We start from the raw sequence: 25,819 nt of genomic DNA, 5'->3' as shown, positions 1-25,819 counted from the left end.
CCCTCCCCCCTGCTCGGGACCGCGGGCGCCGTCGCGGCCGACGGCCGCGACGCCGGGGTCGCCTGGCACTACGGCGACCCGGTGGGCGAGCAGCGCGCGCTGGTGGCGGGGACGGCCGTCGCCGACCTCTCCCACCGCGGGGTCGTGCGCGTCAGCGGCCCCGACCGCCTGAGCTGGCTGAACAGCATCACGACGCAGCTGCTCACGGGCCTCGCGCCCGGCCGGGGCACCGAGACGCTCGTGCTGAGCCCCCAGGGCCGCATCGAGCACGACCTGCACCTCGTCGACGACGGGGAGGCGACCTGGATCACGGTCGAGCCGGGCGAGCAGGCCGCCCTCGTGGCCTTCCTCGAGCGCATGCGCTTCATGCTCCGCGTCGAGGTCGAGGACGTGACCCCGCAGTGGGCCGTGCTGGGGGAGCCGAGCCGCGACACCGCCGCCACCGGCGGGCCCGTGTGGGTCGACCCCTGGCCGGGTGCCGTCCCGGTCGCGGAGGGCGGCAGCGCCGACACCGCGGGCTACTCGGCCGTCTCGACGCTGGAGCACCCCGGGGGCGAGCGCGCCTGGCGCGAGGTGCTCGTGCCCCGCGGGGAGCTGCTCACCCGGGTCGGCGGGCGCCGCCTGGCCGGCACGTGGGCGACCGAGGCGCTGCGGGTCGAGGCCTGGCGGCCGCGGCTGGGGTTCGAGACCGACGCGCGGTCCATCCCGCACGAGCTGGACTGGCTGCGCACCGCGGTGCACCTGCACAAGGGCTGCTACCGCGGGCAGGAGACCGTGGCGAAGGTCCACAACCTCGGCCGGCCGCCGCGCCGGCTCGTGCTGCTGCACCTCGACGGGTCCGGGCACGACCTGCCCGCGCCCGGCGACGACGTGGTCGCGGGCGACAAGCGCGTCGGTGCCGTCACCACGGCCGCCCGCCACCACGAGCTGGGCCCGGTCGCGCTCGCGCTCGTCAAGCGCTCGCTGCCCCTCGACGCCGCCCTCGTCGCGCTCGCGGGGTCGGGCGGCGCGGGTGGGGCCCACCAGCCGGGGCCCGTCGCCGTGCGCCGCGTCGCCGCGGCGCAGGAGGTCGTCGTCGCGCCGTGAGGCGTGGAGACGCGCGTGAGGAGCGGGAACGGCTCGCCCGCAGCGGGGATGGGTCATACTCGGCTCTGAACGCAGCGTCAGCGCCTCCTCGCGCTCAGCGATGAGGCCGCGCCGCACGAGCACGGCTGGAGGCGGGGATCGTGAGCGGTTACCAGGAGGGCGGGCGCCGGGCGCTCGACCACGTGCTGGCACCGGAGTTCCTCGACGGTCTGGGTGAGCTGTCCCTGGACGACCTCCGCGACCGGCGCAACGTCGCCGAGCAGGAGGAGGCCGACCTCTCCTACGCCCGCCGCCTCGTGCAGGGCCGCCTGGACCTGCTGGGCGCCGAGACCCAGCGCCGCGCGGGCGCCGACGGGGCCGTCGACGTCCCCGCCGCGCGCACGGACGCCGAGCTCGTCGCCTCGCTGACCGACATCCTCGCCGACCCGCGGCGCAGCGACCACGGCTCGGGGCGCTTCACGTCGGTCGAGCCCAGCCGGGTGGGGGAGCACCGCCGCCGCGCGGAGGCCGCCGTCTCCGACCCGCGGATGTCCGACGTCGCGGCCATGGACGACGCGCAGCTCGCGGTGGCGCGCGACCGCCTCGTCGAGCTGGAGCAGGAGCTGTCCACCGACCGCCACCGCGTGCAGGTCGTCATGGACGCCTGCACCGACGAGATCAGCCGTCGCTACCGCGAGGGCGCCGTCGACGTCGACGAGGTCCTGCGCAGCGCGCAGGGCTGACCCGGTCCGGGCGCGTGCGGGCGGGTGACGCCGGGCGCGCGTCGGGAACGCGGCGCGGCCCTCGCTCGTAGGAACACTCTGTGACGAGCCTCATCGGTGGTGTGCAGAGCGGTGTCCTGCTGGTGCTGTCGGTGGGGGCCTTCGCCCTCACGCTCTTCGCGCTCGTGGACGCGGTGCGCCACAAGCCCGACGCCTACGTGGCGGCCGGCAAGCGGACCAAGACGTTCTGGGTCGCGATCGTGGCGGTCGCCACGGCGTTCTGCTTCGTCACCCTCGGCGGCGGCCAGATGCCGGGCTTCCTGTCGATCATCGGCGTCGTGGCGGCCGCCGTGTACCTGGCCGACGTCCGCCCCGCGGTGCGCCAGTTCCGCGGGCGCGGCGGCCCCCGTCGCGACGACCGGCACCAGGGGCCCTACGGCCCCTGGTGAGACGCGGCCGGGCTCACGGGCCGGCGGCGCGACGGCGCCGCGGCCGCGCGACCCCACCGCACCAGCAGCCGCAGGGCCCCGGCCCCCGCGACCGCGACGGCCGCGACCGACGCGATGTCGGCGACGGTGAAGCCGCGGTCCGCGGAGAACGTCAGGAGGATCTCCCCCTCCACGGGGGCGTTGACGCGCGACCAGACCGCCGCGAGCAGCAGCGTGACCACGACGGTGTCGACGCGCGGGCGCACCAGGGTCCCCAGGGCGCTGACCGCCAGCGCGAGCAGGGTCAGCGGGATGACGACGGGGAGGTCCACGTCCCGATCGTAGGTCGGCCACCCGCGCGCCACCGGCCCGTCACCGGACGTCCACCGCACCCGTCGCCGTCCTGCGCGGGCCGGGGCTGTGCCAGGCTCGCCCGCGTGAGAGCCGTGGTGCAGAGGGTGAGCCGGGCCGCGGTCCGCGTCGACGGCGACGTCGTCGGTGCGCTCGACGGGCCGGGGCTGCTCGTCCTGCTGGGGGTCACGCACGACGACGGCCCCGCGCAGGTCGAGCTGATCGCCCGCAAGGTCGCGGAGCTCCGCGTCCTGCGCGGTGAGGTCTCGGTGAGCGACGCGGGCGCGAGCGTCCTGCTCGTCAGCCAGTTCACGCTCTACGGCGACACCCGCAAGGGCCGGCGGCCGACGTGGAACGCCGCGGCGCCGGGGCCGGTGGCGGAGCCCCTGGTGGACGCCGTGCGCGACGCCCTGCGCGCGCGCGGGGTGCGCGTCGTCACGGGCCGCTTCGGGGCCGACATGGCCGTCGAGCTCGTCAACGACGGCCCGACGACCCTGCTGCTGGAGGCCTGAGGCCTCAGCCGAGGCGGGTGACCACGACGCCGAACGGGGGCAGCGTGACGCGGGCCCCGAGGTCGGCGCCGCTCGCGCGGTCGTGCAGCGGGCCGTCGGCCACCACGTCGACCGTGACCTCCTCGGCGTGCTGGCTGACGAACCACGCGAAGCGCCGGCCGTCGTCGCGCACCAGCGCGTCGCAGAGCACGAGGGGGTCGGCGACCCGCACGGCCCGCCGCACCCCCGCGACGGCGGCCAGGGCGTCGTACACGCGCCACGTCGGCTCGGGGTTCACCCGGGGGAGGTGCGCGGCCATGTTCTCCAGAGGATGGGTGCCGAGCACCATCCGCCCGGCCCCGACCCTGCGCTCGAGGAGCACGGGGCGCCCGGCCGCGTCCTGCGCGATCACCTCGGCGCCCGCGGGCACCACCGGCAGCCGGCTCCGGGAGTGCTCGTTGCCCCCGGCGCGGGCGTGCAGCACCTCCCCGGCGCGCAGCGTGCCGAAGTCGCGCACCACCGTGATCTCCACGACGTCCTCGACGACCGGGTCCACGAGGCCGTAGACGAGCTGGTGCTCGACGCCGAAGAGCCGGCCGACGTGCGGGACCCAGGCCCCGCGCTGCACGGGCTCCTCGCCGGTCGACACCGACGCGTAGACGGTCGCGCCCTGCTCGGCCCGGCGCTCCAGCTGCGCCCAGGTCGGCGCGAGCAGCTGGCGCACCGAGGGCACGAGGTACAGCAGCGCGTCGTCGCCGATGCCGTCGGCCTCGCGCGCGAAGGCCAGCGGCAGGTCGGCCTCGCGGGCGGCGACGTAGGCCTGCCGCAGCGCGCGGAAGAGCTGCCGGGAGTCGGCCGGGCGCGTGAACGGGTGCTCGCGCTCGAGGAACGACGACACGACCAGCGCCGCGTCGGTGTCGACGCGCCGGGTGCGGGTCAGGTCCACGTCCTCGAGCACCGCGGCGAACGCCTGCAGCTCGCGCAGCGCGGGCTTCGGCGCGCCCGTGGCGTCGGTGATGCCGAAGTGCATCTCGAAGGGGTGGTGGGAGTAGGGCGGCTCGTCGGCCAGCGCGTCGTAGTCGGTGTTGTTCCAGGCCAGCCACCCCGTGGCGCCCGCCAGCAGGCTGGTGTGCAGCGTCTGGCGGTAGTAGTGCGCCTGCCCGGCGGCCGAGGCGAACTCGTCCGTCAGGCCGAACTCCTCCAGCACGACGGGGTCGCCCGTCACGGCCGCCAGCTCGCACACGAAGGCGGCGTTGAGGTGCTGGCGCACCGGGTCGTCCTCCATCCGGTACACGTGCGGGCCGGTGAAGTCGGTGAGCCGGCCGAGCTCGCGCACCGAGAACCCGTTGTCCTCGCCGGTGACCTCCTGCCCCCACGCGCCGTCGCCGATCGAGACGGGCTGCGTGCCACCCCCGGCCCGGACCGCGGAGACCAGGAGCTGCGCCCACGCCGAGACCTGCTCGCGCGGCGCGGGGGGCTCGTCGTGGCGGCGGCCGTAGATCGGCATCTCGTTGCTGATCAGCCACCCGGCGACGGCGGGGTGGTGGTGCGTGCGCCGGGTGATCTCGGTCGTGAACCACGCCTGCCGCGACACCATCCAGACGTCGGCGTACAGGTCCCGGCCCCCGCGCCACACCGGGTCCCAGTTCTCCCCGGACATGTGCCCGACCAGGAACGTGGGGATCGTCCGCATGCCCGTCTCGACGTGGGCGTCGAGGAAGTCGAGCAGGTGCCCGACGAGCTCCTCCTCGACGGCGTCGGGCGTCGGCATGAAGTTCGGCCAGTACAGGAACGAGCGGGTCTCGCGCAGCCCGTGAGCGTGCAGCGTGCGCAGCTCCTCCCGCACCACGGCGGGGTCGTAGCGCACCCACATCCGGGGCCCGCCCGCGCGGGACCAGAAGTTGGCGCCGAGCCAGGTGGTGGGGCGGCCGTCGACGGTCAGGACGGTGTGCGGGCGCTGCACGGGATCTCCCTGGGTGCGGTGCGGGCTACTTGACGGCGCCGGCCGTCAGGCCCTGGACGAGGTAGCGCTGGAGGAGCAGGAAGCCGACGACCACGGGCACGCTGACGACGAGCGAGGCGGCCATCACCTCGTTCCAGTACACGTTCGTCTGCGTGGAGTACTCGCGCAGCCCGATGGCCAGGGTGCGCGAGTCCCGGTTGGTCATCACCGAGGCGAAGAGGGTCTCGCCCCAGGCCGTCATGAAGGAGTAGATCGACACGGCCGCGATGCCCGGCGCCGCGGACGGCAGGACCACCCGGACGAGGGCGCCGACGGGGCCGGCGCCGTCCACGTGCGCCGCCTCGTCGAGCTCGCGCGGGATCGAGTCGAAGTACCCGACGAGCATCCAGATGGCGAACGGCAGCGAGAACGTCAGGTAGGTGATCACCAGGGCGACGCGGCTGCCCTGCAGGGCGAAGCCCGTGAGCTGGCCGAGGTTGACGAAGATCAGGTACAGCGGCAGCAGGAAGAGGATGCCGGGGAACATCTGCGTCGACAGGACCGTGATGCGGAACGCGCTGCGGCCGTGGAACCGGTAGCGGCTGATGGCGTAGGCCGCGGAGATCGCCAGCAGCACCGAGCAGACCGTCGCGAGCAGCGAGATCACCAGGCTGTTGGCGAAGTACCGCGCGAGCGGCACCGTGGACCAGATGTCGACGAAGGGCTGCACGGTGATCGTGGTGGGGATCCACGTGAAGGTGCCCTGGACGTCGCCCAGCGGCTTGAGCGAGCTGGACACCATGACGTAGATCGGCGCCAGGACGAAGAGCGTCAGGAGGGTGAGCCCCACGACGCGCAGGACCCGGAACGAGACGGGCTCACGCATCGCGCAACCTCCGGCTGCTCAGCGGCAGGTAGACGGCGGTGATCACCAGCAGGACCAGCAGCAGCAGGACGGACATCGCCGAGCCGACGCCGAAGTTCCAGGTGATGAAGGACGCCTGGTAGACGTGGATGGAGATCAGGTCGGCCGACGCCGGCACGGACTGGCCGAACAGGATGTACGGCACGTTGAAGTCGTTGAAGCTCCAGAGGAACAGCACCAGCAGGAGCACCTGGTTGACGGGCCGCAGCATGGGCAGCGTGAAGCTGCGGAACTGCTGCCACATCCCGGCCCCGTCCACCGCGGCGGCCTCGTAGACCTCGTTCGGGATCGACTGCAGCCCCGCCATGAGGGTGAGGAAGGCGAACGGCCACAGCCGCCAGACCGCGACGACGACGGTCGAGACGAACGCGTTGTCGCCGAGCAGCCAGAAGGTGTCGCCGTCGGTGATCCCCAGCCCGCCGAGCAGCGAGTTCACCATGCCGTTGTCCCGGCCGAGCATGAACTTCCAGACGATCACCCCGGCGTAGACGGGCAGCGCGTAGGGCACGAGGAAGAGCGTGCGGAGCACGTTGCGCCCCGGGAACGGCCGCTGCAGCAGCACGGCCGCGAACATGCCGAGGCTCCAGGAAAGGGCCAGCGTGGCGATCGTGAAGGCGAACGTGATCCCGAACGACCGCAGCAGCGAGGCGCCGATGGCGCCGTCCACGTCCAGGGCGATGTCGAAGTTGCCCAGCCCCGCGCTCGGCGCCTGCAGCCACCGGCGGACGTAGAACTGCGTGAGCTCGAGGGTGCTGATGTAGATGCCGGTCAGCATCGGCACGATGTGCACGAGGAGCTCGAAGAGCAGCGCCGGCGCCAGGAGCACGTACGGCAGCCACCGCGGCGCCAGGGTGCTGCGCGGGGCCCGCCGGACGGGCCGGGGCGCCCGCGCCCGGCCCGTCCGCGCGGAGGTCGAGGTGGCCATGCGGGTCAGGCCCCGCCGGCCATCTGCTGCTGCGCGCCCTCCAGCGCCCGGGTGATCTCCGCGGTGCCCGCGGGCTGCCCGGTGGCGATGCGGCCGAAGAGGTCCTGCATGGCCTGCCCGACCGTGGTCTCGAACTGGCTCTCGTTCGGGATCATGGGCAGGGGGGCGGCGGTGTCGGACAGCACCGCGTTGAAGGTCTTCAGGTTCTCGGTCTGGAAGGCGGCGTCGCTCGCGGCCTCCGCGACCACGGGCAGCGAGCCGAACTTCTGGTTGAGGACGACCTGCTCCTCCGGGCTGGTGAGGAACTGCACGAGCTTCAGCGCACCCTCGGTGTTCTCGGAGTCCGCGAAGACGCTGATGTTGATGCCCGCCACGTGGCTGTTGACGCGCTGGCCCCCCGCGGGCAGCGGGTCCAGGATCGGGATGGGGGCCACGCCGTAGTCGTCGACGGTCATGCCGTTGGACAGGATGGTCGCCTCGGAGTTGTTCTGGCCCATGAACATGGCCGCCTTGCGGCTGGTGAAGTCGGCGATCATGTCATTGGTCGTGGGGTGCTCGGCCGCCGACGGGCTCACCACCCTGTCCGTCGACATGAGCGCGAGGTACTGCTGGATGCCCGCGACGTTGCCGGCCTCGGTGAACGTCGGCTGGCCCTCGTCGTCGAAGAACTCGGCGCCGTTCTGCTTGCCGAACATGAAGGCGAAGTGCGAGTTCTCGGTGTAGCTCGCCCCGGCCACCGTCATGCCCCAGCGGTCCGCGGCGGCGTCGGTGAGCTGCTTGGCGTCGGCCACGAGGTCGGCCCAGGTCGCCGGGGGCTCGGTGATGCCGGCCTCGGCGAACATCGCCTTGGAGTAGAAGAGGCCGTAGGCGAGGCCGTAGAGCGGCACCGAGGTCGGCGGCTGCCCCTCGGCGCCCGTGGACCCGAGGCTCGACTCGAGGAACTTGTCCTTGCCGCCGATCGCCTGGTACTGCTCGTCCTCGAACGGCAGGAAGGCGCCCGTGGCCTGCAGCGAGGCCGACCACGTGTTGCCGATGTTGAGCACGTCCGGCGCGTCGCCCGAGGCGGTGGCCGACAGGATGCGCTGCAGCAGGCTGTCCCACGGGATCACCTCCAGCTCGACCGTGATCCCGGTCTGCTGCGTGAACTTCTCGAGCTCCGGCGTGAGGATCTCGACGTCGTTGTCCAGGCTCGTGCCCTGGTTGCTGGCCCAGTACTTCAGGGTGTCACCGCCTCCGCCCGACCCCGAGTCGTCGGAGGAGCAGGAGGCCAGCGGGACGCTGCCGAGGGTCGCGGTGGCGATGAGGGCGGTTGAGAAGGTGCGTCGGCGCACGGTCGTCTCCTTCGGCGACAGGGGGTCCGCGGGTCCAGGCGTGTCGAGCCCCGCGGAACCCCACGGTGGCGGCTTAACCGGTTCAAGTCAACCGTTCGGAGCAACGGTTCGGCATCGTCGCGCGGGGCCGCGCACGGCGGACGGGGGTCGTGGTGGGCCGCGGCCCGGGCGGTCAGCGCGCCGGGCCGGGCCGGGTCGCGGTCGAGCTGGCGCGGGCGATGAACTCGTGCCCGGGGGTCTGCGGCGAGCCCGGGTCCCGGCCCGCGAGGACGTCGAGCAGCAGGGCCGCGCTGGCGGCGCCGTCGGCGGCGACGTCGCGGCGCAGCGCGCTGATCGAGGGGTCCGCCAGGCGGCACAGGAACGAGTCCTCGCCCGCCACGACCGCGAGGTCCTCGGGGACGCGCACCCCGAGGGAGCGGCGCTCGGCCACGACCGTCGCGGCCATCACGTCGTTGTCGAACACGACCGCGGTCGGCGGGTGCGCCCGCGCGAGCAGCCGCCGCACGGCCTCGAGCCCGGCGCGGCCGGTGTAGTCCGCCGCCAGGACCGGTTGCGCGCGCCCGAGCGCCGCCCGGGTCACCTCGCGCCAGGCGAGGTTGCGGCGCTGCGTGTGCTGGAAGTGCTCCGGTCCGCCGACGCGGGCGAGGCGCCGGTGCCCCTGCGCGGTCAGGTGCGCGACGACGTCGGCGAGGGGGCCGCGCTCGCCGTCCACGCTCTCGGCGGCGGGGTCGTCCCGCTCCGCCGGCCCGCCCGTCGCGCCCCGCACGGCGCACGGGATCCCGAGCTCGGCGACCAGGTCGAGGCGCGGGTCGTCGACCCGCAGGTCCGTGAGCACCACGCCGTCGACGCGGCGCTCGGCCCACCACCCGCGCAGCACCCCGACCGCGGCGTCCACGTCGGGCACGACCGTGAGCAGGAGCGAGACGCCCTGGGCCGCGAGCACGCTCTCCATGCCCGCGATGAACCGCATGTAGTAGGGCTCCTCGCCGAGGAGCCGGACGTCGCGCGCGATGGCGAGGCCCACCGCACCGGCGCGGGCGTTCGACAGCGACCGCGCCGCCGCGCTCGGCCGCCAGCCGAGCTGCTCCGCCGCGGCGAGGATGCGCTCCCGCGTCTGCGGGGACACCCCCGGCTGGTCGTTGAGGGCGTAGGACACCGAGGCCTTCGAGACCCCGGACACGCGGGCGATGTCGCGGATCGTGGGCCGCCGGTCCGCGGCCCCGCTGGCACCGGCCACGTCGGTCTCCTCGCTCCTCGTCGCGGCGGCCGCCGCCGGGCGGACGCGCCCGGCCGACGACGAGATCATGCCCGACCCGCGCGCGGGGCCACGGCGGACCACGCCACGCTGACCTCGCCGAGCCGCCACCGCGCGGCCGAGTCCAGCAGGGGCCACGCCGTCGCGAGGTCGCGGCACGTCGCGATCCAGCGCTGCCGGACGCCGAACGCCTGCAGCGGGGCCGCGCGCGCCCACGCGGCGTCGGCCGCCCGCAGGAAGTCGTGCACACCCTCGCCCGCGACGTTGCGGTGGATCAGCGCCTTGGGCAGCCGCTCGGCGACGGCGGAGGGTGCGGCGAGCCCGGCCAGCCGCACCGAGAGGGTCAGCGAGACCGGACCCCGCTCGGCCTCGAGGGCGATCCACGTGGCGCGCCGGCCCAGCTCGTCGCACGTGCCGTCCACCAGCAGCCCACCCGGCGCCAGCCGCGAGCGCAGCAGGTCCCAGCTGCCCGCCACGTCGGCCTCGTCGTACTGCCGCAGCACGTTGAAGGCCCGCACCAGCACGGGCCGCCCACCCCCGGGGACGCCCAGCTCGAAGCCGCCCAGGGCGAACTCCGGCGCACCGCGCACTCCGGCCAGCGCGCGGCGCGCGGCCTCGACGCGCTCGGGGGAGACCTCCAGGCCCACGACCCGCACGTCGGGGCGGACCCGGCGCAGCCAGCGCTGCAGGTCCGTGACGGTCACGGGCTTCGCGCCGTAGCCCAGGTCCACGACGAGGGGGTCCTCGGCCCGGCGCAGGCGCGGGCCCTGCGTCTGCGCGAGCCACCGCTCCACGCGCCGCAACCGGTCCGGGCCCGTCGTGCCGCGCGTGACGGAGCCGACCACCGACCCCGCGCGCGGGCGGTGCCCGGCCGTCCGGGGGGAGGAGGCAGACTGCTCGCCGGGGGTCCGGCCGGGGCGGTCGCCGCGGGGCCGGGACACCCGACCGACGGTAGCGGCAGCCGCCGGCGGGAGGAGCGGGGAGCACGAGCGCCCGGCACGGGCGCGGACGGTGGAGGAGAGGTGGCCGTGGGCCTGCACCGGGTGGCGCTGCTGTCGGTGCACACGTCCCCGCTGGCCCAGCCCGGCACGGGGGACGCGGGCGGGATGAACGTCTACGTCGTGCAGCTCGCCGAGCAGCTCGCGCGCCGCGGCGTCGAGGTGGAGGTCTTCACCCGCCGCACGTCCTCCGAGCAGCCGCCCCTCGTCGAGGCCGCCCCCGGCGTCGCCGTCCGCCACGTCGCCGCGGGCCCCTACGAGGGCCTCGGCAAGGAGGACCTCGCGGGGCAGCTGTGCGCCTTCACCGCGGGCGTGCTGCGCACGGGCGCGCGCCACGAGGAGCGCCACTACGACGTCGTGCACTCGCACTACTGGCTGTCGGGGCAGGTCGGCTGGCTCGTCGCCGACCGCTGGGACGTGCCGCTCGTGCACTCCATGCACACCATGGCGAAGGTCAAGAACGCCCACCTCGCCGACGGCGACAGCCCCGAGCCCCCGGGGCGCCTCATCGGGGAGCAGCAGGTCGTCGACGCCGCGGACCGGCTCGTGGCGAACACCGGCGAGGAGCGCCAGGAGCTCCTCGACCTGTACGGGGCCGACCCCGCGAAGGTGGCCGTCGTCGCGCCCGGCGTGGACCTGGACACGTTCTCGGCCCCCGGCCCGGACGCCCGGGCCGCCGCCCGGGCGCGGCTCGGGCTCCCCGCCGGCGTCGAGCTGCTCCTCTTCGTCGGGCGCCTGCAGCCGCTCAAGGCGCCAGACCTGCTGGTGCGGGCCGCGGCCGAGCTGCTCCGGGCGGAACCGGGCCGCCGCTCCCGGCTGCGCGTGCTGGTGCTGGGCGGCCCGAGCGGCTCCGGCACGCAGCACCCGCACGCGCTGGCCGACCTCGTGCGCGAGCTCGGCCTCGAGGACGTCGTGACGATCCGCCCGCCCGTGGACCGCCCCGAGCTCGCCGACCACTACCGCGCCGCGGACCTCGTCGCGGTCCCCAGCCACAACGAGTCCTTCGGCCTCGTCGCCCTCGAGGCGCAGGCGTGCGGCACCCCGGTCGTGGCCGCCGCGGTGGGCGGCCTGCGCACCGCCGTCGCCGACGGGGAGACGGGCGTCCTGGTCGAGGGGCACGACCCGCGGCGGTGGGCGCAGGTGCTGCGCGAGCTGCTCGACGACCCGGCGCGGCGCGGTCGGCTGGGCGAGCAGGCGCGCCGGCGGGCGGCGTCCTTCGGCTGGGACACGACCGCGGAGGCCACGCTGCAGGTCTACGCCGAGGCCCGCGAGCAGCGGCTCGCCCCGGCCGTCGCGCGCGGCGAGGGAGCCGGGGGAGCGCAGGAGCCGATGGCCTAGGGTTCGGCGCATGACGGAGCCCGCCCACACCCTGGTCCTCCTCCGCCACGGCGAGAGCGAGTGGAACGCGCTGAACCTCTTCACCGGCTGGGTCGACGTGCCGCTGTCGGAGAAGGGCCGCGCCGAGGCCGCGCGCGGCGGGACCCTGCTCGCCGAGGCGGGCGTCCTGCCCGACGTCGTGCACACCTCGCTGCTGCGCCGGGCCATCACCACGGCGCACCTCGCGCTGGACGCGGCCGACCGGCACTGGATCGACGTCCGCCGCTCCTGGCGCCTGAACGAGCGGCACTACGGTGCGCTGCAGGGCAAGGACAAGAAGCAGACGCTCGCCGAGTTCGGCGAGGAGCAGTTCATGCTGTGGCGCCGCTCCTACGACACCCCGCCGCCGGAGATCGAGCTCGGGTCCGAGTTCTCGCAGGACGCCGACCCGCGCTACGCCGACCTGGGCGCCGACGCCCCGCGCACCGAGTGCCTGGCCGACGTCGTCGCCCGGATGCTGCCGTACTGGCAGTCCGCGGTGGTCCCGGACCTGCGGGCCGGGAAGGTCGTCCTCCTGGCCGCGCACGGCAACTCCCTGCGCGCGCTGGTCAAGCACCTCGACGGCATCTCCGACGCCGACATCGCGGGCCTGAACATCCCCACCGGCATCCCGCTCGTGTACCACCTCGACGCCGACCTGACGCCGGTCACGCCGGGCGGGCAGTACCTCGACGCCGACGCCGCGGCGGCCGCGGTGCAGGCCGTCGCGAACCAGGGCCGCTGACCTGGCCCGCACTGACCTGGCCGGCACTGAACCGGTCCGCTGAGCTGGGGCGGTGAGCGTCCCCGCGGTCAGCTCGTCGTCGCGGTGCCGCCCTCGGGCGGGGTCGTGGCCGGCGAGGTGGGGGCGCTCGACGTCGGCGAGGCGGCGTCCGGGCCCGAGCACGAGCGCTCGACGCCGGCCTCGAGCCGCTCCTGAGCGACGACGACGTCGCTCGCGCCCGCGGTCGCGGCGGGGGACGGGTCGAGCGCCAGCGTCGCGTCGTCGAGGCGGTCGACCGCGTCCGCCAGCGCGCGCTCGGACCCGTCGGCGACGTCGAGGACCCCGACCTGCTGCGACAGGCGCTCGTAGTAGTCCAGCACGACCTGGGCGTCGGCCCGCAGGTCCGCGGGCGCGGCCGCGAGCACGGCCGTGTAGTACGCGGGCCCCTGCGCGGTGGTGACCAGGGCGTACACCGACTGCGCGCGCGGGTCGCCGCGGTCCACGTCGAGGCGGTCGAGCTCGCGCGCGTAGGCGTCGTCGAGCGCCGTGCGCGCGGTGTCCACGGCCCCGCAGTCGAAGGCGGGCGCGGTCGTCGTGGGGCTGACGGTGCCCGCGGCCGACGTCACCGCGGACGCGGGCGGGGTGGTCGTCGTGGTGGCGGGAGCGGCCTCCGGCTCGTCGCCCGAGCACCCCGCGACCAGGGCCGCGAGGGCGACGACGGTGCAGGTCAGGCCGCCCGGGCCGCCGGCCAGGATCCTCGGGGGACCCCAGCAGCGCGCCACCTCCCGGACGCTACACCTGCGCGGACGCCCCCGTCCCGGGCCGGGGACGGGGGCGTCCGCGCGGCGGACGGCGCTCAGCCGACGAGCGGCGCACCGTCGGAGGACTCGACCTCGGCGTGCGAGCCGGTGACGAGGAAGACCACGGCCTTGGCCACCGACACCGCGTGGTCGGCGAACCGCTCGTAGTAGCGGCTGCACAGGGTCAGGTCGACCGCGACCTCGGTGGTGTGCTGCCAGTCGCGCGAGAGCAGGTGCTCGAAGACGTCGCGGTGCAGGCGGTCCATCTCGTCGTCGTCGACCTCGATCTCCGCGGCCAGGGCGACGTCCCGCTGGGCGATGACGTTGCCGGCCTTGGCGACGATGCGCTCGGCGACCTGGCCCATCTGCAGGAAGGTGGAGCGCAGCTCCGGCGGCACGACGCTGTCGGGGTGGCGCAGCCGCACGAGCTTCGCGACGTGGCGGGCGAGGTCGCCCATGCGCTCCAGGCTCGAGCTCATCCGCAGGGCCGTGACGACGACGCGCAGGTCGGTCGCGACGGGCGCCTGCCGGGCGAGCAGCTGCATCGAGCGCTCCTCCAGGTCGCGCTCCAGGGAGTCGATGCGCTCGTCCCCCGCGATCACGGTCTCGGCGAGCTCGCGGTCGCCGTCGAGCAGCGCCGTCGTCGCCCGCGTCATGGCGGACTCCGCGAGGTGGGTCATCTCGACGAGCGTGTCGACGAGCCCGGTGAGCTCGTCGTGGAAGACGTTCCGCACGTGCCACCTCCTGGTCTGCGGTGGAACCGCCGTCGGTGTCGACCGGCCCACGCGTGTTGCCCCAGGTTCTCAGCCCGCGGTGAACGCGTTCCACCCCGCAGGTGAACTTCTGCGCGGCGCACTCCGGGCGGCGGTCGCAGCGGTCGTCCCCCGCCCCCCGACCGTACGCTGTGCCCGTGCTCGCTGACCTGACGACGGCCGCCGCGGCTGCCGTCGGCGTGCTCGTGGGCGGGGGCGGCGTCCTCGCCTTCCGCATCTCCGAGCGTGTGCAGGGCGCTCCGCGCCGGCCGGCGCCCGACGACGGGGCGGGGCTGCCCGCGGGCGTGAGCGACGTGCTCCTCGCCCTGCGCTCCTCCGCCGTCGTGCTCGACGCCACCGACGCCGTCGTGAAGGCGAGCGCCGCGGCCTACGCGACCGGCGTCGTCAGCGGCCGCGAGCTGGGGCACGCGAGGCTGCGCCAGATGGTCCGCGAGTGCCGTCGCGACGGCGTGGTCCGCGAGGCGGAGGAGGAGCTCGAAGGCGGCCTGGGCCGGCCGCGCACGGTCGTGCTGGCCCGCGTGTCACCGCTGGGCGCCCACCACGTGCTGCTGCTGCTGGAGGACCGCACCGAGGCCCGCCGCGTCGAGGCCGTCCGGCGCGACTTCGTCGCCAACGTGAGCCACGAGCTCAAGACGCCCGTCGGGGCGCTGTCGCTGCTCGCCGAGGCGGTCGAGGACGCCGCCGACGACCCCGTGGCCGTGCGCCGGTTCACGCACCGCATGCACCGGGAGTCGCGCCGGCTGACGCAGCTCGTGCAGGAGATCATCGACCTCTCCCGGCTGCAGGCCGCCGAGGGGATGGTCGAGCCGACGCTGCTCGAGGTGGACGCGCTGATCGCCGAGGCCGTGGACCGGACGGGCAGCGTGGCGCAGGAGCGCGGTTCCGAGGTCGTGGTGGCCGGGCAGCGCGGCGCGCAGGTCGTCGGGGACCGGGAGCTGCTCGTCACGGCCGTGCGCAACCTGGTGCACAACGCGCTCGCCTACAGCCCCGAGGGCAGCCGCGTCGTCGTCGAGGTGCGCCGGACCGCGGACGCCGACGGCGGCGGCCGGGCGGTGGACGTCGCCGTGTGCGACCGGGGCGTCGGCATCAGCCCCGCCGACCTCGAGCGGATCTTCGAGCGGTTCTACCGCGTCGACGCCGCCCGGTCGCGCGTGACCGGCGGCACGGGGCTGGGCCTGTCCATCGTCAAGCACGTGGCCGGCAACCACGGCGGCGACGTCCGGGTCTGGAGCGTGGAGGGGGAGGGCTCGACCTTCACCCTGCGCCTGCCCGACGCGACCGGCGAGCCGTCCACCGCCGACGGCGCCCCACCGGAGGCCGAGCCGGGCCGCTCCTCCGCCTCCCGCCCCGGGGCCGCGGCGGAGCCGACCCGACCGCCCGAGCGGCGCACCGGGCGCCACCCCCACCTGACCGCCCGCCGCGCGCCGCGCGGTGCCGGCTCCCGCCCCGCCGACGACGTCGAGGGCACCCCCACGCACGACGACACATCGACGGAGGCCCGACCGTGACGCGCATCCTGGTGGTGGAGGACGAGGAGTCCTTCTCCGACCCGCTGTCCTACCTGCTGCGGCGGGAGGGCTACGACGTGGCGGTCAGCGAGACGGGGCCCGAGGCCCTGGAGGAGTTCGACAAGTCGGGCGCCGACCTCGTCCTGCTCGACCTCATGCTGCCCGGCCTGCCGGGCACCGAGGTCTGCCGGCAGCTGCGGACGCGCTCCAGCGTCCCCGTGATCATGCTGACGGCGAAGGACTCCGAGATCGACAAGGTCGTGGGCCTGGAGATCGGCGCGGACGACTACGTCACCAAGCCGTACTCCTCGCGCGAGCTCCTCGCGCGGGTGCGGGCGGTGCTGCGCCGCGGCGCCGAGCCGGAGGACCTGGTCCTCACCACGGTCGAGGCGGGCCCGGTGCGGATGGACGTGGACCGCCACGTCGTGACGGTCCACGGCGAGGGCGTCGCGCTGCCGCTGAAGGAGTTCGAGCTGCTGGAGCTGCTGCTGCGCAACGCCGGGCGCGTGCTGACCCGCGTCCAGCTCATCGACCGCGTCTGGGGCTCGGACTACGTCGGGGACACCAAGACCCTCGACGTCCACGTCAAGCGGCTGCGCGCCAAGATCGAGCCGGACCCGTCGAACCCGCGCTACCTCGTGACCGTGCGCGGCCTGGGCTACAAGTTCGAGGGCTGACCGCCGTCGGGCCCCGGCCCGGACGCGACGGAGGGCGGGACCGCGACTGGTCCCGCCCTCGTCGTGCGCGTCGTCGCAGGTGGGGGCTACTCGCCCTCGCTCGCGGTGTCGGCCTCGCTCTCGCCGTACACCTCGTCCTCGGCGACGTCGGGCTGGCAGTTCAGCGTCGGCGACGGGGTGGCCGCCGGGGTGCCGCCCGCCTCGCCGGTGGCCGGGGCGCTCGGCGTCGCGCCGGCCTCCGGGGTGGCCGCACCCGTCGCCTCGGCGGTCGGGGCCTCGGCGGTCGGGGCCTCGGCGGTCGGGGCCTCGGCGCCGGTGGCGGGCGGCGTCGAGCCCGCTGCGGAGGTGGGCGTCGGGAGGAGCCCCGCGTAGGCGAAGCACGGCCGGACGACGAGCGCGTCGACGGTGGTCGTCGCGCCGCCCGCGGCGAAGGTGACGGGGACCATGGCGCCGGGGAGCTCGGTGACCGACGGCACCTGCAGCCAGCCCGTCGTGTCGGACTCCACGTCCCCGCCGGTGAGGTCGGCCGCGCCGCTCCCGCTGCCGATGGTGAAGGACGTCTCGGGGCGGACGGTGAACGTGCCGCTCGTCGGGCTCGCCCCCGTCTCGACGGTCACGGTGACCTCCGCGGGCTCCGGGCCGCTGTTGACCAGCACGGCCGAGAGCACGCCGGGCTCGCCCTCCGAGGGGGAGGCCAGCAGGACGTTGCGCAGGGCGACCTCGCCCACCGCCCCGCCCATGCCGTCGCTCGGCACGTAGGGCTTCAGCACGGTCGGCGGGGAGAACACCGCGCACCCCGCGACGCCCGACAGGCTGACGAGGGAGAGCGCGACGGCGGCGGCGGAGCGCAGGCGGTGCTTCACCCGCCCAGGGTAGCGGGAGCACCGCAGACCGCTCGGGACGGCCCGCGGCGCACCCGCCCGGCGGGGCGCCGCGGACCGGGCGAGCGCTTCCCCGCCGACGGGCAGAAGGCCTGCTCACAGGCCCTCCACGCCGTCCCCGCGGGCTCCCCGCAGCACGCCGATCGAGCTCTGTCAAGGGCGGGATGTGCGCCGCCGAGCCTCTGACCTGCGCAAACGCACCGGCGGGCACTGTCGGCGACCCTCCGGCCGTGGTAAAGTCGTCCCAGGGAAAGGGGTCACTCTCTATGGCTTTCACGGTCGGCGAAACGGTCGTCTACCCCCACCACGGGGCTGCACTGATCGAGGAGATCAAGACCCGCTCCATCAGGGGCGAGGAGAAGCTCTACCTGGTCCTCAAGGTCGCCCAGGGCGACCTCACCATCGAGGTACCCGCGGAGAACGTCGACCTGGTCGGCGTTCGCGACGTCGTGGGGCGCGAGGGGCTGGACCGCGTCTTCTCGGTCCTGCGCACGGCCTACGCGGAGGAGCCGACCAACTGGTCCCGCCGCTACAAGGCCAACCTCGAGAAGCTCGCGTCGGGTGACGTGATCAAGGTGGCCGAGGTCGTGCGCGACCTGTGGCGCCGCGACCAGGACCGCGGGCTGTCCGCCGGTGAGAAGCGGATGCTCGCGAAGGCCCGGCAGATCCTCGTCTCCGAGCTCGCGCTCGCGGAGAACACCAACGAGGACAAGGCCGAGTCCCTGCTCGACGAGGTCCTCGCCTCCTGAAGTCCGTGCTCGTCGTCCCGGCCGCCGGCCGGGGCGACCGGCTCGGCGCCGGCCGGCCGAAGGCGCTGGTGGAGCTCGCCGGAGAGCCCCTGCTCGTGCACGCCGTCCGCCGCGCGCACGGCTCGGGGGCCGTCGACGTGGTCGTCGTGGTCGCCCCCGAGGGAGCGGTCGACGAGGTCACCGCACTCCTGGCCCCGCTGCAGCTGCCCGACCTCCGTGTCGTCCCCGGGGGCGCCGAGCGGCAGGACTCCGTGCGCCTCGGCCTCCGGGTCCTCGACGCCGACGTCGACGTCGTGCTGGTGCACGACGCGGCCCGCTGCCTCACCCCGCCCGCCGTCTTCACCGCCGTGGTCGCGGCCGTGCGGGCCGGTGCCGTGGCCGTCGTGCCCGTCCTCCCCGTGACCGACACGGTCAAGCGCGTGCGCGGGACGCTCGTGGTCGAGACGGTCGAGCGCAGCGAGCTGGTGGCCGTGCAGACCCCGCAGGGCTTCTCGCCGGGGCCGCTCGTGCGCGCTCACGAGGCGGCGCGGGGTGCGGCGCCCGCCACGGACGACGCCGGCATGCTGGAGTCCCTGGGCCACCCCGTGCGGACCGTCCCCGGCGCCGAGCGCGCCTTCAAGGTGACCCGGCCCCTGGACCTCGTCCTGGCCGCCGCCCTGCTGCGGGAGGAGACCCCGTGACCACCCCCCTCCCGCGCGTCGGCACCGGCGTGGACGTGCACGCCTTCGAGGCCGGCCGTCCCTGCTGGGTCGCCGGGCTGCTGTGGCCGGACGAGCCGGCGGGGCTGGCCGGGCACTCCGACGGTGACGTCGCCGCCCACGCGTGCGCGAACGCGCTGTTCGCCGCCGCGGGCCTGGGCGACCTCGGCCGGCACTTCGGCACGTCGCGGCCCGAGCACGCGGGCGCGTCGGGCGCCGTCCTGCTCGCCGAGGCCGCCCGCCTCGTCCGCGCGGCGGGCTTCACCATCGGCAACGTCTCGGTCCAGGTGGTCGGCCCCCGCCCGAAGGTGGGGCGGCGCCGCGAGGAGGCGGAGGCCGCCCTCAGCGCCGCGTGCGGTGCCCCGGTCGGTGTCGCGGGCGCCACGACGGACGGGCTCGGCTTCCCCGGTCGCGACGAGGGCCTCCTCGCGATCGCCACCGCGCTGGTCGTCGCCACCGGCTGAGCCGCGCGCGGTCAGCGCCCCCGGGCGGCCCGGTCGGGCAAGCGAGCGTACAGGTCCAGGTGCGCCCGGGCCGCGGCGTCCCACGTGTGGGCCCGCGCCAGCGCGCGCCCCGCCTCCCGCCGGCCGGGGTCCGGGACGGTGATCGCCTCGCGCAGCGCGTCCGCGATCTCCCGCGGCGTGCGCGCCGCGAGCGCCGTGTCGCCGAACACCTCGCGCAGGACGGGGAGGTCGCGCACCACCAGGGGCACCCCGGCGGCCAGGGCCTCCATGGCCGCCAGACCGAAGCCCTCCCGGGTGGAGACGAAGCCGAGCGCCGCGGCGCCCGCGACCAGCGAGGGCAGCTGCCCGTGCTCGACCGGGCCGAGGACGTCCGGGGCCAGGTCCAGCTCCCGGGAGAGCGCGTCGAACTCCTCGCGGTAGCCGCGGTGGTCGAACAGGGTCTCGCCGCCCGCGACGACCAGGCGCACCGCCGGCAGGTCGCGGCGCAGGAGGGCCACGGCGCGCAGCAGGTCGGTGCTGCCCTTGCGGGGTTCGATCCCGCCCACGGCCAGCACGTAGGTGCCGAAGCGGGCCCGCCACCGGTCCCGGTCCGCCCGGGCGGCCGGCCCCGCCGCCGCCGCGAACCGCGCTGCGTCGACGCCGTTGGGGACGACGGTGGCGGTCAGCCCCCAGCCCGCGTGCAGCTCCGCGGCGACCGAGGCCGAGACGCACACGTGCGCGAACGGCTCGACGAGCGCCCGCTCGTGGCACGCGGCGAGCTCGGGCGTCGTGAACTCGTCGAGGTGGTGGACGGTGCGCACGCACGGGCCGGCGGCGTTCGCGCTGATGCAGTCCTGCGCGTGCACGACGTCGTAGTCACCGGCGTGCGGGCGGAAACCCTCGCCCAGCACCCGGATCGACCGCAGGATGCGGGCGCCGACGTCCTCACCGGCGACGGTGGGGAAGTCCACGACGCGCACGTCGACCCCGTCCGCGACGGGCCGGAAGAACACCCGGTCCCCCCCGCGGCCGAGCGTCCAGACGCTGACGCGCGCGCCCGCCCGCACGAGGGCCTCGGCGAGCGCGAGCGTGTGCACGACACCCCCGCGGGGTTTCGTGGAGTAGGTGAGCAGGGCGGTGCGCGGGCCGCTCACGCGGTCCCCCGGGTGGCTCCGGCGAGCGGCTCGGTGGGCGTCACGACGCCGAGCGTTCGCGCGCGGCGCCCGCGACCTCCTCGACCCGGTCGGCGAGGAACTCCGCGTCCCGGGCGATCCCCGCGAACCGGCCCGAACCCCACGTGTGCATCCACGGCAGCCCGAGGAAGAACAGGCCCGGGACCGCCGTGACACCGCGGTTCTGCCGGGGGCGGCCGCGGCCGTCGAACACCGACGCCTCGATCCAGCGGTGGTCGGCGCGGTAGCCGATGCACCACACGACCGCGGCGAGCCCGCCGTCGGCGACGTCGAGGCGGGTGGGCCCGGCCGGCGGCCGCCAGCGCGGGACGTAGCGCTCCTCGACCGGCGCGTCGATGCCGCTCGCGGCGATGTGGCGGTCGATGGCGTCCTTGATGCCGTCCGCGACCGCGTCGGCGTGGTCGAGGTCGCCCGCGAGGGTGTCCGCGAACTCCAGCGTGGTCCCGGTCAGGCCCGTGAGCCGCCCGTGCAGCTGCATCCCCTCCAGGGCGAAGGCGCGCAGGTCGATGTCCCGCCCGCCGTCGCGCCCGGTCAGGTAGTGGTTCGTCTTCTCCTGCGCTGCAGCGCCTCCGGGTACCTCGGTCGCGGGGATGTCGTAGGTGCCCATGTCCTCGAGCCAGGCGACGCAGTCGCGGCCGCGGTAGAACCGCGCGCACCGCGGAGCCGAGCCGACGGCGAGGTGGACGGTGCGGCCCTGAAGGTGCAGGTCCTCCGCGATCTGCGCGCCCGACTGCCCGGACCCGACGACGAGCACGCCCCCGGGCGGGAGGTCCGCGGCGCAGCGGTACTGCGAGGAGTGCACCTGCGTCAGCGCGGCGGGCAGGCGGTCCGCCCAGGCCGGGACGACCGGGAGGTGGTACCCGCCCGTCGCGACGACCACCGCGTCGGCGGTGAGGACGCCGGGCCCGTCGGGGCCGGCGACGTCCAGGGTGAACGCGGGGGAACCCGTCTGCGCGAGCCGGAGCACCTCGACGCCCTCGCGCACCGGGGCCCCGAAGGAGGCGGCGTAGTCGCGGACGAACGCGTGGACCTCCTCGCGGCGCATGAACCCGTCGGGGTCGGCGCCCGCGTAGGCCCAGCCCGGCAGGCGGCACTGCCAGTTCGGCGTGACCAGCGTGAAGTGGTCCCAGCGGCCCGTTCGCCACTCGTGCGCCGTGCTCGCCCGCTCGAGCACGACGTGGTCCACGCCGCGGCGCGTGAGGTGCCACGACAGCGAGAGCCCCGCCTGGCCACCGCCCACGACGACGACCGCGTGGTGCGCGCGGGTCCCACCCCGGCCGGCGCTCACGACGGCACCCGCGCGGGGTCCATCGACAGCACGCGGACCTCGCCCGCGGCGCTCGCGGCCGCGACGCCCTCGATCTCGGCGAGCTGCGCCGCCGCTGCGGTGCAGGCGAACCCGTAGCGGGCGCGCACCCGCTCGCTCGCCGTGGCGAGGGCGGTGCGGGTGCGGTCCAGGAACTCCTCGACGGGGTAGCTCGCGCCCACGGCCAGGTGGTCGTGGACCACGAGGGAGGGCGACCAGCAGCGCTGCTCGGCGCCGTCGGGCCAGCGCACCGTGAAGGTCGTCTCAGGCACGCGAGACCTCCAGCGCCGGCACGGGCCCCGCGTCCCCGTAGGCCTCGGGCCGGCGGTCGCGCAGGTGGAACATCGACCGCCGCGCCCCGGCCAGCAGGGCGTCGACGTCCACGTCGGCGGCGGCCACGCCCGGGCGCGTGCCCGTGGTGGCCAGGACCTCCCCGCCCGGGCCCACGACCTTGGCGCTCGCGACGAAGCGCAGCGACCCGAACTCCCCGGACTGGTTGGCGGCCACCCACACGACCTGGTTCTCCAGCGCCCGGGCCCGGTCGAACAGGTCGAAGCGGTGCGTCCAGCGGTCGTCGGCGAGGTCCGCCGCAGCCCCGGTGCGCGACCCCGGCCACGCCGAGAGGCTCGCGATGATCCCCGCCCCGTCGAGGGCGAGGCGGCGGGCGGCCTCGGGGAACGCCTTGTCGTAGCAGATCTGCAGGCCCAGGCGGCCGACCGGGGTGTCGAACGCGTGGAACCCGTCGCCCGCCGCGTAGGAGAGGTTCTCCCCGAGCGGCTGGTGCACCTTGCGGTGCACGCCGAGGATCCCGTCGCCGTCCAGGCACACGGCCGTGTTGTAGCGGTCCTCGCCGCCGTCCTCGCAGATCCCGAGGCAGACGACGACGTCGCGCGCCATCGCCCGCACCCGGGCGAGCTCGGGCCCGTCCAGGCGCAGCGCGGGTGGCTGGGCGCCGCGCTCCCGGCGCGAGCGGGGCGTGCCCGCCGCTCCGCTGTCGCCCAGCGCGGACAGGTACCCGCCCAGGCAGGCCTCGGGCAGGACGAGCAGCCGCGTGCCCTCGGCGCGCGCCTGCTGCAGCAGCGCGCCGATCCGCGCGTAGGCGGCGTCGAGGTCCCGCCCGAACGGGGCCGCGACGGCGGCCACCCGGATCGTGCTCATGCGCGTCCCCATCCCGTCACGGCGCCCGCGAGCGCCTCCGTCACCTCTCCGTCGGGCCAGCGCAGGCCCACGCCCGCGCCCTCGCCCAGCTCCCCGCACGCCGCCGACACCGCGGGGCCCGCGGGGGCGCACGGCCGGCCGGGGGCGTCCGCCGTGACGACCGCGAACCCCGGGAAGCACGTCAGCCAGTCGCCCGTGCCGGCTGCGGCCGGCGCGGGGACGCGGTCGACGTCCAGCACGGCGCGGCAGCCGCTCGCCTCCGCGAGCATGCCCACGGTCCCGACGAGGCCCGCCATGCTCACGTCCTTCGCGGCCGCCGGACGGGTGCGCGCGACCACGGACCCCAGGGCGCGCAGCTCCTGGGTGCTCCGCGCGGTCGTGGAGTCCCACTGCGCGCCCGCGTACCCGGGCCGCCAGCCGCCGCCGAGGTCCGCCGTCACCGTCAGCGCGTGACCGGGGCGTCCGCCGCCCGCGGGCACCGGGTCGCGCGTGCGGCCGAGCGCCGTCACCGACAGGGCCGCGGGGACGCCGAACTGCGTGTGCCCACCGAGCACCGGCACCCCCCAGGCCGCGCTCGCGTCGCGCAGGCCGCGCACGACCCGGCTCGCGAAGGAGGCGTCGCGGGCGGCCAGGGCGTCGAGCAGGCCCACGGGCTCGGCGCCCATCGCCGCGAGGTCGTTGAGGTTGACCAGCACGGCGCACCAGCCCGCCCACGTGGGGTCGCGCTCGACGAGGGAGGGCAGGACCGCGTCGCAGGCCGCGACGACGTCGCTGCCCGGCACCCCCACCCCGTCGTCGCCCAGGAAGCCGGTGCCGCCGAGCGCGCCGGGGACGTCCAGCAGGGGGGCGAGGACGCGGCCGAGCGGTCCCTTGGTGGCCGCGGCCAGGCGCTGGACGCGGTCGATCGGCCAGCGCACCGCGACGTGCGGGGCGCCGTGCAGCGAGGTCGCGCGCACCTCCACCCAGCCGAGGCGCCGGAACAGCGGGGCGTTGCGCGCCTGCACGGTGGCGTCGAAGCGCAGGGCGCCCAGATCCTCGGCGTGGGCGCAGGCGGCTCGCACGAGCGCCGCGCCGAGGCCGGCGGCGCCGCGCGCCGCGGGGGCCACGACGAGGCGGCTGCCGGCCCACCAGCCCAGGTCGGGCCCGTCCCGGCGTGCGGGGGCGACGCGCACGGCGCCCAGCAGGGTCCCGTCGCCGGTGCGGGCGACGAGCACCCGGGTGCGGGGGTCGTCGTCGACGTCGTCGCGGTCGGTGGCGGCGAAGAGGCCCTGCTCGGCCACGAACACGTCGTGGCGCAGCGCGGCCGCGGCGGCGAGCAGGTCCGCGTCGTCGGTGACCTCCACGACGACGGCCGTGGGGACCGGCGCGCGCCCGCCGCCGGCGCGGGGCCGCGGCAGGCCCGTCAGCACCTGCACGTCGAAGGCGCTCGGCGCCGTCACGTCAGGCCCCCGCCTGCGACAGGACCGAGCAGGCCCCGCACGCCGCGCAGCCCGCCATCTGGTCGCTGCCCCGCATCCGCCCGGCGCGCAGCACGTCCGCGACCCGCCGCGTCACGTCCTCGAGCAGCTCCCGCGACGGCGCGCCCGCGCCGTCCACGTCGACCGCGAGGGTCCCCGCGAGGGGGCGGAACGGCACGACGAAGGGGTAGACGCCGAGGTCGACGAGACGCTGCGCGCCCGCGACCAGCTCGTCGGGGTCCTCGCCGAGGCCGACGAGGAGGTACGTGGAGACCTGGTTGCGCCCGAACACGCGGACCGCCTCGGCCCAGGCGGCCCAGTAGTCCGCGAGCGGGACGCGCGACTTGCCCGGCATCCAGCGGCGCCGCACGGCGTCGTCGAGGGACTCCACGTGCAGGCCGATCGAGCTCGTCCCCGCCCGGTGCAGGTCGCCGAGGGTGGCGAGGTCGCCGGGCGGCTCGCACTGCACCTGCACGGGCAGACCGGGGACGGCCGCCCGCACGGCCCGCACGCAGCGCGCGAGGTGGCGCGCGCCGCGGTCGGTGCCGGCCGAGGTGCCGGTCGTCATGACGACGTGGCGGACCCCGTCGAGGCGGACCGCCGCCGCCGCCACCTCGGCGAGCACCGCCGGGGTCTTCACCGCGAGGGTCGCGCCGGCCGTGAGCGACTCCTCGATGGCGCAGAACCGGCAGCGCTCCGCCGGGTCGTAGCGCACGCACGTCTGCACGACGGTGGTCGCGAGCACGTCGCGGCCGTGCAGCCGGGCCACCTTCTCGTAGGGGGTCCCGTCGGCCGTGGTGAGGTCGTAGAACGCCGGCCGCCGCACGGGGGTGACGTCCAGGCCCAGGTCGGCCCCGTCGAGCGTCAGCCGGCCCTCGCGCACCAGGTAGGGGCTGTCGGCGCGCATCGGGACGGCGGCGTCCAGGCCCCCGATCGTGACGTGGCCGTCGTCGCTCGGCCCGGCGCCCCCGGTGCGCCGCACCGGAGCCGTCATCCGCACGCCGCGCAGCGCGATGTCCACCCGGGTGCTCAGCGCGGACGCGGGGGCGTCCTCCGTCCGGGCTCCGGCGCCGCAGCTCACCGCGGACGCCTCAGACCATGTACGTGCTGTTGATGATGGCGCCCTTGCGGGCGTAGTGGATGACGGCGTCCTGCACGTCGAGCGGGTGGGCGGGGACGACCCCCGCGATGAGGTCCTCCTCGCGCAGGCCGTGCAGGGCCAGGCCGAAGCGGCAGCAGTAGACCGTGCCGCCCTCCGCGATGAACGTCTCGAGGGCGCCGTTGATGTTCTGCTCGCCCGGGAAGGCCGCGTCACCCGTGGTGGGGAAGCCGCGCGTGGCGATGCAGTTCATGGAACCGGGCCCGTAGAAGTAGATGGCCGACTCGAAGCCCTTGCGCAGCGCCCGCGTGGCCTGCAGGACGGCCACGAAGCTGACCGAGGACTCGTGGGCGATCCCGTGCACGAGCGTGAAGTAGGTCTCGCCCGCCTCGGCCTGGTAGTCCGGGAACAGCTTCGTGGACCCGTAGATGGTGCTGCCCTTGGCCAGCGAGGGGTGCGGGATCTCCGCGAGGGACTTCTCGATGTTCGCCTTCAGCTGGGCGTCGAGCTGCTCGTCGATCGCGGTCACGGGTTCTCCTCGGGGTCGGTCGTGCGGTGGGTCGG

At 75.8% G+C, this 25,819-nt stretch carries 28 protein-coding genes; 11 read left to right on the top strand and 17 right to left on the bottom strand.

Translation table 11 applies throughout. From position 1 onward, the window contains the following. From ygfZ to GTR02_RS06330, 3 genes are all read left to right on the top strand, one after another. A partial coding sequence (gene ygfZ, locus GTR02_RS06340; RefSeq protein ID WP_205708745.1) for a CAF17-like 4Fe-4S cluster assembly/insertion protein YgfZ occupies positions 1–1,086 on the top strand: 1,086 nt, incomplete at its 5' end. Positions 1,087–1,226: 140 nt separating this feature from the next. Then, entirely contained in the window at positions 1,227–1,808 is a 582-nt protein-coding gene (locus GTR02_RS06335) for an RsiG family protein (RefSeq protein WP_166606630.1), read from the top strand. Between the two features lie 80 nt (positions 1,809–1,888). Beyond that, positions 1,889–2,236 carry a DUF2516 family protein gene (locus GTR02_RS06330; protein WP_166606629.1) on the top strand — a complete coding sequence of 116 codons (348 nt, stop codon included), beginning with the start codon at positions 1,889–1,891 and terminating at the stop codon, positions 2,234–2,236. Here GTR02_RS06330 and GTR02_RS24225 read toward each other — a convergent pair. Next, positions 2,221–2,547, bottom strand: a complete 327-nt coding sequence (locus GTR02_RS24225) for a hypothetical protein (protein ID WP_166606628.1) — start codon at positions 2,545–2,547, stop codon at positions 2,221–2,223. The two genes, GTR02_RS06330 and GTR02_RS24225, sit on opposite strands and share 16 nt — an antisense overlap. Before the next feature lie 105 nt (positions 2,548–2,652). Here GTR02_RS24225 and dtd point away from each other — a divergent pair, with 105 nt between their 5' ends. Then, positions 2,653–3,078, top strand: a complete 426-nt coding sequence (dtd, locus tag GTR02_RS24220; protein ID WP_166606627.1) for a D-aminoacyl-tRNA deacylase — start codon at positions 2,653–2,655, stop codon at positions 3,076–3,078. A 4-nt stretch (positions 3,079–3,082) separates the two neighbouring features. Here the strand turns inward: dtd and GTR02_RS06315 are convergent, their stop codons facing one another. From GTR02_RS06315 to GTR02_RS06290, 6 genes are all read right to left on the bottom strand, one after another. Then, positions 3,083–5,020 carry a glycoside hydrolase 5 family protein gene (locus GTR02_RS06315; protein ID WP_166606626.1) on the bottom strand — a complete coding sequence of 646 codons (1,938 nt, stop codon included), beginning with the start codon at positions 5,018–5,020 and terminating at the stop codon, positions 3,083–3,085. Positions 5,021–5,045: 25 nt separating this feature from the next. Next, entirely contained in the window at positions 5,046–5,885 is an 840-nt protein-coding gene (locus tag GTR02_RS06310; RefSeq protein WP_166606625.1) for a carbohydrate ABC transporter permease, read from the bottom strand. Further along, entirely contained in the window at positions 5,878–6,849 is a 972-nt protein-coding gene (locus GTR02_RS06305) for a carbohydrate ABC transporter permease (RefSeq protein ID WP_166606624.1), read from the bottom strand. Before GTR02_RS06305 ends, GTR02_RS06310 begins: the two co-directional genes overlap by 8 nt. A 5-nt stretch (positions 6,850–6,854) precedes the next feature. After that, a complete protein-coding gene (locus tag GTR02_RS06300) occupies positions 6,855–8,180 on the bottom strand; it encodes an extracellular solute-binding protein (RefSeq protein ID WP_166606623.1) in 1,326 nt (441 codons plus the stop codon). A 172-nt stretch (positions 8,181–8,352) separates the two neighbouring features. Then, positions 8,353–9,417: a substrate-binding domain-containing protein gene (locus tag GTR02_RS06295; protein WP_166606622.1), complete on the bottom strand. Its 1,065-nt coding sequence runs from the start codon at positions 9,415–9,417 to the stop codon at positions 8,353–8,355. Between the two features lie 65 nt (positions 9,418–9,482). Further along, a complete protein-coding gene (locus GTR02_RS06290; protein ID WP_166606636.1) occupies positions 9,483–10,280 on the bottom strand; it encodes a class I SAM-dependent methyltransferase in 798 nt (265 codons plus the stop codon). 183 nt (positions 10,281–10,463) lie between these two features. Here GTR02_RS06290 and mshA point away from each other — a divergent pair, with 183 nt between their 5' ends. Further along, complete coding sequence (gene mshA, locus GTR02_RS06285) at positions 10,464–11,771, top strand: D-inositol-3-phosphate glycosyltransferase (RefSeq protein WP_338073624.1); 1,308 nt, start codon at positions 10,464–10,466, stop codon at positions 11,769–11,771. 10 nt (positions 11,772–11,781) lie between these two features. Further along, positions 11,782–12,534, top strand: coding sequence for a phosphoglyceromutase (locus GTR02_RS06280; protein WP_166606620.1), 753 nt, complete (start codon positions 11,782–11,784; stop codon positions 12,532–12,534). Positions 12,535–12,602: 68 nt separating this feature from the next. On the opposite strand, the gene GTR02_RS06275 is transcribed toward GTR02_RS06280, so the two are convergent. Next, positions 12,603–13,295 carry a hypothetical protein gene (locus tag GTR02_RS06275; RefSeq protein ID WP_166606619.1) on the bottom strand — a complete coding sequence of 231 codons (693 nt, stop codon included), beginning with the start codon at positions 13,293–13,295 and terminating at the stop codon, positions 12,603–12,605. Between the two features lie 74 nt (positions 13,296–13,369). Continuing rightward, complete coding sequence (phoU, locus tag GTR02_RS06270; protein WP_166606618.1) at positions 13,370–14,047, bottom strand: phosphate signaling complex protein PhoU; 678 nt, start codon at positions 14,045–14,047, stop codon at positions 13,370–13,372. Between the two features lie 176 nt (positions 14,048–14,223). On the opposite strand from phoU, the gene GTR02_RS06265 reads away from it, so the two are divergent. Both GTR02_RS06265 and GTR02_RS06260 read left to right on the top strand, forming a co-directional pair. After that, positions 14,224–15,594 (top strand): sensor histidine kinase, encoded by a 1,371-nt coding sequence (locus GTR02_RS06265; RefSeq protein WP_338073623.1) that lies wholly within the window; start codon positions 14,224–14,226, stop codon positions 15,592–15,594. Next, positions 15,591–16,271: a winged helix-turn-helix domain-containing protein gene (locus GTR02_RS06260; RefSeq protein WP_166606617.1), complete on the top strand. Its 681-nt coding sequence runs from the start codon at positions 15,591–15,593 to the stop codon at positions 16,269–16,271. Before GTR02_RS06265 ends, GTR02_RS06260 begins: the two co-directional genes overlap by 4 nt. Before the next feature lie 86 nt (positions 16,272–16,357). Here the strand turns inward: GTR02_RS06260 and GTR02_RS06255 are convergent, their stop codons facing one another. Then, complete coding sequence (locus GTR02_RS06255; RefSeq protein ID WP_166606616.1) at positions 16,358–17,134, bottom strand: hypothetical protein; 777 nt, start codon at positions 17,132–17,134, stop codon at positions 16,358–16,360. 284 nt (positions 17,135–17,418) lie between these two features. Between GTR02_RS06255 and GTR02_RS06250 the strand changes: the two genes are divergently transcribed. Genes GTR02_RS06250 through ispF form a run of 3 tightly spaced genes read left to right on the top strand, consistent with a single transcriptional unit; the run spans position 17,419 to position 19,063 of the window. After that, positions 17,419–17,901, top strand: coding sequence for a CarD family transcriptional regulator (locus GTR02_RS06250; RefSeq protein ID WP_166606615.1), 483 nt, complete (start codon positions 17,419–17,421; stop codon positions 17,899–17,901). 5 nt (positions 17,902–17,906) lie between these two features. Next, positions 17,907–18,581, top strand: coding sequence for a 2-C-methyl-D-erythritol 4-phosphate cytidylyltransferase (gene ispD / locus GTR02_RS06245; RefSeq protein WP_338073622.1), 675 nt, complete (start codon positions 17,907–17,909; stop codon positions 18,579–18,581). Further along, positions 18,578–19,063, top strand: a complete 486-nt coding sequence (gene ispF, locus GTR02_RS06240; protein WP_166606614.1) for a 2-C-methyl-D-erythritol 2,4-cyclodiphosphate synthase — start codon at positions 18,578–18,580, stop codon at positions 19,061–19,063. Before ispD ends, ispF begins: the two co-directional genes overlap by 4 nt. 11 nt (positions 19,064–19,074) lie before the next feature. On the opposite strand, the gene GTR02_RS06235 is transcribed toward ispF, so the two are convergent. The 7 genes from GTR02_RS06235 to GTR02_RS06205 form a co-directional block, all read right to left on the bottom strand. Beyond that, complete coding sequence (locus tag GTR02_RS06235; RefSeq protein WP_166606613.1) at positions 19,075–20,196, bottom strand: MSMEG_0565 family glycosyltransferase; 1,122 nt, start codon at positions 20,194–20,196, stop codon at positions 19,075–19,077. Between the two features lie 40 nt (positions 20,197–20,236). Beyond that, on the bottom strand, positions 20,237–21,523 hold the full coding sequence (locus GTR02_RS06230) for an MSMEG_0569 family flavin-dependent oxidoreductase (RefSeq protein WP_166606612.1): 1,287 nt from the start codon (positions 21,521–21,523) through the stop codon (positions 20,237–20,239). Continuing rightward, a complete protein-coding gene (locus GTR02_RS06225) occupies positions 21,520–21,813 on the bottom strand; it encodes an MSMEG_0570 family nitrogen starvation response protein (protein ID WP_166606611.1) in 294 nt (97 codons plus the stop codon). The genes GTR02_RS06230 and GTR02_RS06225 overlap by 4 nt, the downstream gene beginning before the upstream one ends. Beyond that, positions 21,806–22,699, bottom strand: a complete 894-nt coding sequence (locus tag GTR02_RS06220) for a carbon-nitrogen hydrolase family protein (protein WP_166606610.1) — start codon at positions 22,697–22,699, stop codon at positions 21,806–21,808. Before GTR02_RS06220 ends, GTR02_RS06225 begins: the two co-directional genes overlap by 8 nt. After that, a complete protein-coding gene (locus tag GTR02_RS06215) occupies positions 22,696–24,042 on the bottom strand; it encodes an MSMEG_0567/sll0787 family protein (protein WP_420814699.1) in 1,347 nt (448 codons plus the stop codon). Before GTR02_RS06215 ends, GTR02_RS06220 begins: the two co-directional genes overlap by 4 nt. A gap of 97 nt (positions 24,043–24,139) precedes the next feature. Then, entirely contained in the window at positions 24,140–25,150 is a 1,011-nt protein-coding gene (locus tag GTR02_RS06210) for an MSMEG_0568 family radical SAM protein (protein WP_166606632.1), read from the bottom strand. 97 nt (positions 25,151–25,247) lie between these two features. Then, entirely contained in the window at positions 25,248–25,751 is a 504-nt protein-coding gene (locus GTR02_RS06205) for an MSMEG_0572/Sll0783 family nitrogen starvation response protein (protein WP_166606631.1), read from the bottom strand. Between the last annotated feature and the right edge of the window lie 68 nt (positions 25,752–25,819).

This window comes from Kineococcus siccus (assembly GCF_009906795.1).
GTDB classification, from domain to species: Bacteria; Actinomycetota; Actinomycetes; order Actinomycetales; family Kineococcaceae; genus Kineococcus; species Kineococcus siccus.
Note: the sequence above shows the minus strand (reverse complement) of the source record. Positions and strands in the feature narration are given on the sequence as shown.

What these genes read in the sequence shown, in the direction of transcription:
- GTR02_RS06310 (WP_166606625.1), bottom strand. Translation starts at nt 5,885, where the DNA reads ATGCGTGAGCCCGTCTCGTTCCGGGTCCTGCGCGTCGTGGGGCTCACC.
- GTR02_RS06305 (WP_166606624.1), bottom strand. Translation starts at nt 6,849, where the DNA reads ATGGCCACCTCGACCTCCGCGCGGACGGGCCGGGCGCGGGCGCCCCGG.
- GTR02_RS06280 (WP_166606620.1), top strand. Translation starts at nt 11,782, where the DNA reads ATGACGGAGCCCGCCCACACCCTGGTCCTCCTCCGCCACGGCGAGAGC.
- GTR02_RS06250 (WP_166606615.1), top strand. Translation starts at nt 17,419, where the DNA reads ATGGCTTTCACGGTCGGCGAAACGGTCGTCTACCCCCACCACGGGGCT.
- GTR02_RS06220 (WP_166606610.1), bottom strand. Translation starts at nt 22,699, where the DNA reads ATGAGCACGATCCGGGTGGCCGCCGTCGCGGCCCCGTTCGGGCGGGAC.
- GTR02_RS06210 (WP_166606632.1), bottom strand. Translation starts at nt 25,150, where the DNA reads ATGACGGCTCCGGTGCGGCGCACCGGGGGCGCCGGGCCGAGCGACGAC.